This is a genomic window from Candidatus Desulfatibia sp., from assembly GCF_036446775.1.
Lineage (GTDB): Bacteria > Desulfobacterota > Desulfobacteria > Desulfobacterales > UBA11574 > Desulfatibia_A.
This window is the reverse complement of sequence record NZ_JAZFTO010000064.1, coordinates 1-10,292: the sequence shown is the minus strand read 5'-3', so window position 1 is coordinate 10,292 and position 10,292 is coordinate 1. Positions and strand designations below refer to the sequence as shown.

8 protein-coding genes are annotated in these 10,292 nt (G+C 47.3%); all 8 read left to right on the top strand.

All coding sequences use genetic code 11. From position 1 onward, the window contains the following. The first annotated feature begins 1,100 nt into the window (after nt 1–1,100). The 8 genes from V3S16_RS02895 (at nt 1,101) to V3S16_RS02860 (ending at nt 9,982) form a co-directional block, all read left to right on the top strand. A complete protein-coding gene (locus tag V3S16_RS02895; RefSeq protein ID WP_413883174.1) occupies nt 1,101–2,459 on the top strand; it encodes a sigma-54-dependent transcriptional regulator in 1,359 nt (452 codons plus the stop codon). Between the two features lie 351 nt (nt 2,460–2,810). After that, entirely contained in the window at nt 2,811–3,377 is a 567-nt protein-coding gene (locus V3S16_RS02890; RefSeq protein ID WP_413883173.1) for an RsbRD N-terminal domain-containing protein, read from the top strand. 97 nt (nt 3,378–3,474) lie between these two features. Next, nucleotides 3,475–4,512, top strand: a complete 1,038-nt coding sequence (gene dsrM, locus V3S16_RS02885; RefSeq protein WP_413883172.1) for a sulfate reduction electron transfer complex DsrMKJOP subunit DsrM — start codon at nt 3,475–3,477, stop codon at nt 4,510–4,512. A 3-nt stretch (nt 4,513–4,515) separates the two neighbouring features. Next, on the top strand, nt 4,516–6,180 hold the full coding sequence (gene dsrK / locus V3S16_RS02880; RefSeq protein ID WP_413883171.1) for a sulfate reduction electron transfer complex DsrMKJOP subunit DsrK: 1,665 nt from the start codon (nt 4,516–4,518) through the stop codon (nt 6,178–6,180). Beyond that, entirely contained in the window at nt 6,158–6,559 is a 402-nt protein-coding gene (gene dsrJ / locus V3S16_RS02875; protein WP_413883170.1) for a sulfate reduction electron transfer complex DsrMKJOP subunit DsrJ, read from the top strand. Before dsrK ends, dsrJ begins: the two co-directional genes overlap by 23 nt. Continuing rightward, nucleotides 6,559–7,341, top strand: coding sequence for a sulfate reduction electron transfer complex DsrMKJOP subunit DsrO (gene dsrO / locus V3S16_RS02870; RefSeq protein WP_413883169.1), 783 nt, complete (start codon nt 6,559–6,561; stop codon nt 7,339–7,341). The genes dsrJ and dsrO overlap by 1 nt, the downstream gene beginning before the upstream one ends. 7 nt (nt 7,342–7,348) lie before the next feature. Then, a complete protein-coding gene (dsrP, locus tag V3S16_RS02865) occupies nt 7,349–8,512 on the top strand; it encodes a sulfate reduction electron transfer complex DsrMKJOP subunit DsrP (protein WP_413883168.1) in 1,164 nt (387 codons plus the stop codon). A gap of 270 nt (nt 8,513–8,782) precedes the next feature. Next, a complete protein-coding gene (locus tag V3S16_RS02860; RefSeq protein WP_413883167.1) occupies nt 8,783–9,982 on the top strand; it encodes a Fic family protein in 1,200 nt (399 codons plus the stop codon). Nucleotides 9,983–10,292: the final 310 nt, after the last annotated feature.

Here is a 10,292-nt window from a genome sequence, read left to right as displayed (position 1 = left end):
CTGCTCGGCGTTCTCTCTCCGAGGCGTAGGGCTCTACCCTCCGGCCTGTAAGCCCTACGGGCTGGAAGCGGAGCCGGAGGCCGCGGGTTTCCGGCTGCGGCGTACAGGCGTACGCCTTCCTGTCCCGCTTTGCGGGGACCGTAAACCCTTGTTTGTCCCGCCATAGCCCTTTTCTAAGGGCGACGGCGGATGCGGCCTTGATCAGGACAAAAATTGCTCATTTCTGAATTGGACACCCATCGTGTTCATTTTGGATTCGTGGATGGCCACTAATTGTCGCTCAAAGGGCGGTAAAGCCACTCGCCGCAGACAGCACCTCAGCCTTCATGCCGGCAGGTGCAAACCTGGCGAGTGCCGGATATTTTTTCCACTAATACCATTCTTCCGTAAATTTGAATATGTTTGCTCCATAGATTTGAAGCTCCCTGCAGTCCCGCCCCGGCGGGACAGGGAATGCGCTCGCTGCTGCAGTTCAAAATAACTGTTCTTATCTGACTATACTCAAGAAACATGCCAGGATCTGATAATTTTGTTGAGAAGTTGCAACTTATATCGTTTGCTTAAAACGTTGACGGCATTGTTGACATGAGTCCTTATTTTAATGGGTCTCCAGCTACTTTAAAATTTTACAGCGGCAGATCGTATTATATTATCGAATTCGCCGGCCGTACACTTCAGTTTGTAGCGGCATTAAAAGATGCACAAAAAAATGTGCATCGTGCACAATTTTCTGTGCATCTTTTTTATTGGCGCATTGATTGACGGACCTGAAATTTTATGTTGATATGATTTTTAATGAATTTCAGGGATGTAATAACCTGAATATTTTCTAAGCAATACCGCCAGGACCTGTAATTTAAATCGAAATCTAAACCTCTAACCGTATCTAAACGAAAATGATGGCATGTAGATTGCGAGCTAAACATATATTATATATTACAGCTTTAGGGGCTGTTTAAACCAGAGCATAGCCCGCATTTCTCAGGAAAAATCCGGGCTAGAGTTGCTCTATTACAGTACAGTAGCGGTTCTGTACTTGGCGACCCTGGGGCTTTGCATTATCAGATAATACGGCAACTTGCAAACAGAAAGAGCATATTATGAACAGAGATGACAGGAGTACGATTCTGGTTGTTGATGATGAACATGGTGTTCGCCAGTCATTTAACATGGTGTTAAAAGATGAATACAATGTCCTGCTGGCAGGCACAGGGGAGGAAATGACTAAAATTTTTATTAAAAATTCAGTAAATTTGGTTTTATTAGACATCCTTTTGCCGGACAGCAACGGTCTTGACCTCTTGGCGAATCTCATGGAAACCGATCCGAACGTGGAAATTATCATGGTAACCGCTGTTAACGACGTCCAGGCAGCAGTGAAGGCGATTAAGCTGGGCGCTTATGAATACATCATAAAGCCTTTTGTGGTGGATGACGTTTTGACTTTGATCAAACGAGCATTGGAAAAACGGAGTTTAAAAAAGGAGGTTGCTTATCTTAGAAATGCACTCGAAAAATATCACCCTTTTGAAGCGATGGTCGGTCAAGATAAAAAGATGCGCAAAATTTTCGATCTGATATCAACGATCTCGCAAAGCGACGGTACGGTCCTTATACAAGGGGAGAGCGGCACCGGCAAAGAACTGGTCGCAAGAGCCATGCATAACCGGGGGCCGCGGAAAAACAATCCGTTCGTGGTGATCAATTGTGCCGCCATCCCGGCAACGCTGATGGAGAGTGAAATCTTCGGCTATAACAGGGGCGCATTTACCGGGGCCAACAGTACCAGTATCGGCAAACTTGAAATTGCCGATACTGGTACCGTTTTTCTGGATGATATCGATTCTTTGGATATCAATATGCAGGCTAAATTGCTAAGAATTATCCAGGAGAAGGAATTTGAAAGGCTGGGAAGCAACAAGATAATCAAGGCGGATATCAGATTTGTAGCGGCCTCCAATAAAGATATCAACATTATGATATCTCAAGACAAATTTCGCGAAGATCTTTTTTATCGCCTCAATGTTTTCCCCATCAAGCTGCCGCCTTTAAGAGCAAGAAAAGGCGATATTCCATTATTGCTGAATCACTTTATAAAGTTGAATGCCCAAAATAGCGGGAAGCCTCCCAAAATAATCTCCGAGAAGGCCATGAAAGTATTAATAGACTATCATTGGCCTGGAAATGTAAGAGAACTTCAAAACCTGGTGGAACGTTTGTGTACCATTACCATGGATTCTGTCATTCGCCTTGAAGATATTTCCCCTAATAATGTGAATAAAACTGAAATTAAGGATATGACGCTAAAAGAAGCCGTGGGTGTCTTTGAAAAGGGGTACATCGCGGAAACACTGGAGAGTGTGAGCTGGAATCGAAAAAAAGCGGCCGAGAAACTTGGCATTCATCGTAACACCCTTTTGGCCAAAACTACTGAATTGGGGCTGAATTCATTGAAATGATACAATTATATGTTTGATATGTTAATTTTTTAACTTTTGTGTCAAGTTTTCGTATGGCTCCTTTATTCATAGTTGAAGCAGATACTGGATGCTTGACACTGGATACTGGATGACAAAAGGACAAATCCCTTACGCTCCAAGACTCCCCGTTCGACTGAGGACTGCCGGTAGCTTCAAATCTTTTTCATTAATCCTTGACATGAATTTGTAAGTTGTTTATATATTTCCCCTTAAACGTAGCTTGCCCGGCGAGATACCAAAGCGGTTTTGGCTATTAGCTATTGTTTTTAAAATGGATTTAGTTGTCGCAACCTAAGCAGAAATTGAAAAATTCAGGAGCGCTCTAAAAGCATGAGGCTGAATAGCATATTGGCGCGACGAAAAGCCGCTATTATCAAGAAGTGGTTTACCTTGGTGATTGAGACCTATCCTTCCGATACCGGCAAATTTCTAAAAAATCAGAAAGATCCTTTTGCCAACCCTGTGGGCCGAACCATATCAAGGGGTTTGGAGGCGCTGTTCGACGAACTCCTAGGTGATATGGATTATGAAACCATAACAACCTTCCTTGATCCGATCATCAGGATCAGGGCTGTTCAAAGTTTCTCCCCGGCACGAGCCATTGGTTTTATTTTTTTCTTAAAAAACGCCATTCGAGAAAATTTACACAATAAGATTACCCAAGAACAGATTGCCGATGAGCTGCTTGTTTTTGAAACCAAGATTGATGAACTAAGTCTGATTGCTTTTAACCTTTACATGCAATGCAGAGAAAAAATTTACGAACTCAAAGCCCATGAGATGCGAAACAGAACACTCAAGGCCTTTGAGAGAGCGGGTTTGGTGAGTGAAACGCCGGAGGTCGAGCCGGTTCTTAAACCTATAAATATTACAAAGGAGGCTCCCAACAACTACTAAATTTGCGCAAATTCAGCAGCACATTCCGGCTGTATGAAAAGATTTTGGGCGGATTTGAAAATGTTGCATGAGGCCCTAGAAGTGAGGTAATAGTAGAATGAATATCAGTTACTTGTATTCCCTCATAGCGGTTATCGTACTTGCTCTGTTCGCCTACGGGGGCTCTCAATTAGGTGGGGGTGAGGCTCTTTTCGGGCTTATCATTCCGTTTCTGGCCGGTGTCACTTTCGTTGTAGGCTTTATCTATCGCGTCATAGACTGGTCGCGTTCGCCGGTACCCTTTCGGATTCCCACAACCTGCGGCCAACAGAAATCTCTTCCCTGGATCGAGTCAGCCTGGATTGAAAATCCCACTACCACCGGCGGTGTTATTGTGCGCATGATTCTGGAAATCGTTCTTTTCCGATCACTATTCCGCAATACCAAGTGTGAGATTAGAGAGGGAGATAAGCTTGCCTACCGGTGGGAGATATGGCTGTGGGCCGGCTCCCTGGCATTTCACTGGGCGTTTTTTACCGTGATAGTCAGGCACCTGCGGTTTTTTATGGAACCGGTCCCCGTAGGGCTCCGGGTTTTGGAGAAATTGGACGGATTTCTGCAAATCGGTCTGCCGGGGCTGTTGCTTTCCGGCGTCGTTCTTCTGGCTGCCGCAACTTTTTTGTTTTTAAGAAGAATATTTACACCACATGTGCGCTATATTTCCCTGGCTTCGGACTATTTCCCCCTCTTTCTGATTATGGGCATCGCCTTTACCGGCATCCTGATGCGCTATTTTACCAAAGTGGAAATTGTGAACGTAAAAGAGTTCACCATGGGATTGGTCACGCTAAGACCGCACATTCCCAATGGTATCGGCGGCATTTTCTATGTCCATCTGTTTTTGGTCAGCGTGCTGCTGGCCTATTTCCCCTTCAGCAAGCTCATGCATCTGGGTGGAATTTTTATGAGCCCCACGAGAAATCTGACTACCGACAGCCGTGCTAAGAGGCACATCAACCCGTGGAACTTTCCTGTGAAGGTCCATACCTACGAACATTATGAAGATGAATTCAGGGAAAAAATGGTAGAGGTTGGTCTGCCGGTAGATAAAATGTTAGAAGCCCAAGCGCCCGAGGAGCCAGAGGAAAAGGAGTAAAGAATGTCAGAGGATCTAACCCCGGAAGAACTGTTGTCCAGCATAGCGCCCAAACCTCCGGAAGCGGGCTGGATGGATACCCCTGTCGACATCAAAAAAGGTACCTATTGCTACGCTGCAAAACCTGCCAGCGTTGAATACCTCGGTCTTCCCCACGCCCGGCAGTGGAATCCGGCCGAGGAAGACTGGAACCTGCCTGAAAACTGGAAGGAAATCATCACCCAAGGTTTCAGGGAGCGGCTGGACCGTTTTCGCTCCGTTAAAGTCTTTATGGACATCTGTGTGCGCTGCGGGGCCTGTGCCGACAAATGCCATTTCTTTATCGGAACCGGTGATCCCAAGAACATGCCGGTGCTGCGGGCCGAACTTTTACGTTCGGTGTACCGCAACGATTTTACGGCTGCCGGCAAGATTATCGGATCTATCAGCAAGAACTTTAAAAAAATGGTCGGCGCCCGGGAACTGACCGTAGATGTGTTGAAAGAATGGTGGTACTATCTTTTTCAGTGCACCGAATGCCGGCGCTGCTCGGTCTTCTGCCCTTATGGTATCGACACGGCCGAAATTACCATCATGGGCCGGGAGTTGCTGAATCTTATCGGCCTCAATATTGACTGGATCGCCACGCCGGTAGCCAATTGCTACCGCACCGGGAATCATCTTGGCATTCAGCCCCACGCCTACATGGATATGATCGACTTTTTCACCGATGAAATCGAAGAAATCACCGGTATCAAGGTAGAGCCCAGCTTCATGAAAAAAGGCGCCGACATCCTTTTTATCACTCCTTCAGGTGATGTGTTTGCCGATCCCGGAACCTTTACCTGCATGGGATACATGATGCTCTTTCACTACCTGAAGGAGCAATACGGTTTAGATATCACCTGGAGCACGTATGCGTCCGAGGGCGGTAACTTTGGATTTTTTACCTCCCACGAGACCATGAAAAGGCTCAACTCCAAAATGTACGCCGAAGCCAAAAGACTGGGCGTTAAATGGATCCTGGGCGGCGAATGCGGTCACATGTGGCGCATCGTTCACCAGTACATGGACACTATGAACGGTCCGCCCGACTTTCTGGAAGTACCGGTTTCCCCTGTAACCGGTACTGTCTTCGAAAACGCCAAAGCAACCAAGATGGTGCATATTGCCGAGTTCATCGCCGACCTTATCAAACACGATAAACTTGAGCTGGACCCCAGTCGCAATGACCATTTAACGGTTACCTTTCACGATTCCTGCAACACTGCCCGCGGCATGGGTCTGTTTGAAGAGCCGCGCTATGTAATCAAAAACGTCTGCAACAATTATTACGAGATGCCGGCAAATACCATTCGGGAACAGACATTCTGCTGCGGCAGCGGCTCCGGTCTGAATGCCGGCGAAAACATGGATCTTAGGATGCAGGGAGGCCTGCCCAGAGCCAATGCGGTCAAATATGTGCACGAAAAACACGGCGTGAATATGCTGGGCTGCGTGTGTGCCATCGACCGGGCGGCCTTAACGACACTCATGGAATACTGGGTCCCCGATGTGGAAGTTACCGGCATGACCGAGCTGGTGGCCAATGCCATGATCCTGCCCGGAGAGCAAAAGAGAACGATGAACCTGCGCAGCGAGGAGTTGCCGGGAATGGAGGAGGAGGATGCCGAAGAAGAAGATGTATGACCAGGGGAAAGTTTTTGCCGGCCTAGCGATTTTTGTGGTCCTGCTGTCCTTTCCTTTCTGGTACAACCTTGGCAAGGCCGCTCCGGCACCCGTACTAAAACTGAGTGACAAAGCCAAAGCTGCCAAAGAGTGCGTCGAGTCCAAAGCATACATGACTGCGAATCATATGCAGCTTCTTAGTCAATGGAGAGATACGGTTGTACGCAATGCCCAGAGAGTTTATGTAAACAGCAGCGGAAAGAAATTTGAAATGAGTCTTTCCAATACCTGCCTGGATTGCCACTCCGAAAAGGCCGAATTTTGTGACAAGTGCCACAATTATGTTGGGGTAACCCCTTACTGCTGGGATTGCCACGTTGATCCAAAGGAGGCCCTGTGATGGAAAGCAGCAGAAGAACCTTCTTGAAACTAGCTGGAATTTCAGCGTTGGGCCTGGGAGCCAAGCCTGCGCTGGATGCTTTGGCCGTATCCGGTGGTAAGCAGAACAAACCTATGGTCATGCAAGGTGAAGATGCCCTGAAAGCCAAACGATGGGCCCTGGTCATCGACACCCGCAAATTTGAGTCTGAAGAAGACCTGGAACCGATGATTGAGGTCTGCCACAAGATCCATAATGTTCCCGAATTAGAAAATAAGCGACATGAGATCAAGTGGATCTGGACGGAAGAATTCAAACATATCTTTTACACGCAGACCCATGCGTTCCTCAATGACAGGGTCAAGCAGTTGCCCTTTCTAACACTTTGTAATCATTGCGAAAAACCTGCATGCGTCCGGGTTTGTCCGACAAAGGCAACCTTTAAGCGCGAAGACGGTATTGTAATGATGGACTTTCATCGCTGCATCGGTTGCCGCTACTGTATGGCGGCCTGCCCCTACGGATCCAGAAGCTTCAATTTCAGGGATCCGCGTCCCTTTATCAGGGAGACCAACTTAAAATTCCCCACCCGCACGAAAGGGGTTGTTGAAAAGTGCAACTTCTGTGCTGAAAGATTGGCCGTAGGAAAAGTACCCGCATGTGTGGAGCTATCCAAGGGTGCACTGACCTTCGGTGACCTTGAAGATTCAAAATCAAAAGTCAGAGAACTGTTAAGTTCCAATTTTGCAATTCGTCGTAAACCGGCCCTGGGTGCGGGGCCATCAGTTTTTTATATTGTATGAGGTGGTTATGCTTGAAAAGGCGCTCAAAGGAAGCAAACAATATTATGGATGGATAGCGGCCCTGCTGGCCGTTATCGGCGTAGGGTTTGTCTTTTATCTGCGGCAGTTTCAATTCGGCCTGGGTATTACGGGCCTGAGCAGGGATGTATCGTGGGGGTTTTACATTGCCCAGTTCACATTCCTTGTCGGTGTGGCAGCATCAGCGGTGATGGTGGTTCTGCCCTACTACCTGCACGATTATAAAGCATTCGGCAGGATTACGATCCTGGGAGAATTTCTGGCGGTCGCTGCGGTAATCATGTGTCTTTTGTTTATCTTTGTGGATCTTGGTCAGCCCACGCGGGTCTTCAACGTCCTTTTGTATCCGACCCCCAGTTCGATTCTTTTCTGGGACATGATCGTTTTAAACGGATACCTTTTTTTAAACATTATTATCGGCTGGAACGTGCTTGAAGCCGAGCGCAACAATGTTGCCCCGGCTCCCTGGCTAAAACCGCTTATTTATCTTTCAATTCCTTTAGCCGTCAGTATCCATACCATTACAGCCTTTCTTTACAGCGGTCTGCCGGGCAGGAGTTTCTGGCTGACCGCCATTCTGGCACCGCGCTTTCTCTCGTCAGCGTTTGCCTCCGGTCCGGCCTTTTTGATCCTGCTGTGCTTTATTGTCAGAAAGTTTACCAAATTTGATCCGGGCAGGGAACAAATCCAATCGCTGGCCAAGATCGTGGCCTACGCCATTTGCATCAATGTGTTCTTCTTTTTGTGTGAGGTTTTTGTGGTGTTCTACAGCAGGATTCCCGAACATATGGATCATTACAAGTACCTCTTTTCAGGTCTGCACGGGTATAGTGCCCTGGTACCCTGGATGTGGTCCTCTATGATACTTATGGTAGTGGGGATTATTTTACTGGTCAATCCGGTTACCCGCAAGAATGAGACCACTCTGATTGCCGCCTGCATCGTCGTCTTTGTGGGCACCTGGATCGACAAGGGCCTGGGAATGATCTCGGGCGGCTTTGTCCCCAATCCCCTTCAGCATGTGACTGAATATGTTCCTACCATTCCTGAACTTGCAATTTCCATCGGGGTATGGGCCACCGGCTTGCTGGTTCTGACGGCCTTGTTCAAAATCGCTGTTGGAATAAAAGAAGAAGTCTCGGGAGTATCGTAAACGATTTTAAAAATTTAACACCAAAAGGGGCATCTGCAAAGATGCCCCTTTTTTCATGCTTGCTTAGGGTTCGCGTAAAAGCGAACATTGCCAGGCCGATAAGAGTATGTTGATGGAAAAGGATAGGCAAGTTGTCCGTAGCATGGGACAGCGGCAGCGATTTGCCCTTGATGATCGGCAATATATTAATCAAATTAGCCCATGCTGAATATTTATATATTGATATAATTATAAATATATGATATAAGATCGGCAATAATGATCGGCAAAATGCCAATATTGCAAATGCACAACAAAACCTATCACATAACCCCGTTTATGCCCCGCAAAGAAACGGATATGTTGAACCGTTCTCTAGAGATTCTTGAACGGTCAGCGGCCCTGGTGGGCAAGCTTAACCCCATCACCATGCAGGGCCTGACTGATTTGCTGCGTATCACCAATACATACTATTCTAACCTGATTGAAGATCATAAAACCCATCCGATTGATATTGAACGGGCCCTGGCCGAAAATTATGATCGAGATCCGGCCAAGCGCGATCTTCAGATTGAAGCCAGGGTGCATCTGGAACTGGAACGTGACCTTGACCTCCAAATCGCATCTGAACCAGTTCGCCCGACCGCACCGGACTTTATTTGCTCTATTCATCGTCGCTTTTACGGACAGCTGCCCGACCGGTTCAAGATGCTTTCCGATTCAGACGGCAAAGAGCATGTGACTGTTGTGCCGGGTAGGTTCCGGCCTCACCATGTCGAGGTCGGTAACCTGGTACCACCGGACCCGGACGCCATTGAAATGTTCATGGCCGAATTTGACCGCCGGTATGACCTTGAGCGATTTGGTCGAACCGAAAAACTACCGGCCATTGCTGCTGCGCATCATCGGCTGCTGTGGATTCATCCTTTTCCTGACGGCAACGGCAGGGTGGCCCGGCTGTTTACCGGCGCATGCATGAAAGTGTCTGAGATTAGCGGCTACGGTCTCTGGTCGATTAACCGGGGTTTTGCCCGATTCAAGCAGGAATATATGGCTGCCTTGGCCACCGCAGATGCCAAGCGCCAAGGGGATTTGGACGGCCGCGGCCATCTTTCCGAAAAAGGCCTTAACCGGTTTTGCCGGTTTTTTTTAGACACCTGTTTGGATCAAATTCAGTTCATGGACAACCTGCTCGATCTTTCTAATCTGCTTGCGCGCATCGAGCAATACATCCGATTGCGGTCCAATCGATTGATACCCGGTGCTGAACCGATTAGACCCGAAGCCTTGTATCTGATCAAAGAAGCATTTACCTTCGGAAATTTTGCCCGCGGGCAGGTTACCCGAATTACGGGACTGAAAGAAAGAACTGCCCGAAAATTGCTTTCTCAAATGATCAATGAAGGAATGTTGGTATCCGATACCCCCAAAGGCCCCGTGAGGATGAATTTTAGTGCTCAGTTGCTACCCTACTGGTTCCCTGAACTATAGTCAGTACCTGGGAAACCATTGACCGCTGAATACAGGCGCCTGATAAGAACGGGGTCACATCTTGATTAGTGATTATGGTTTATATATTATATTATTTCAAGAGGTTATATTGATAGCGCAGATGGTTTAGTGATGATATTAATCACAAATCAAGATGTGACCCCGTTTATTATTGAACAATAATAGCCGGATGTTACGATCAATTGACAGGGATCAATAAAAATTCGGATGAACAGCCGATTCCTACTCTTGCTCATCCGAAGCAGGAGGTGGCGCTTTCTTTTTTTCTTTCTTTTCCTTCTTTGCGGGA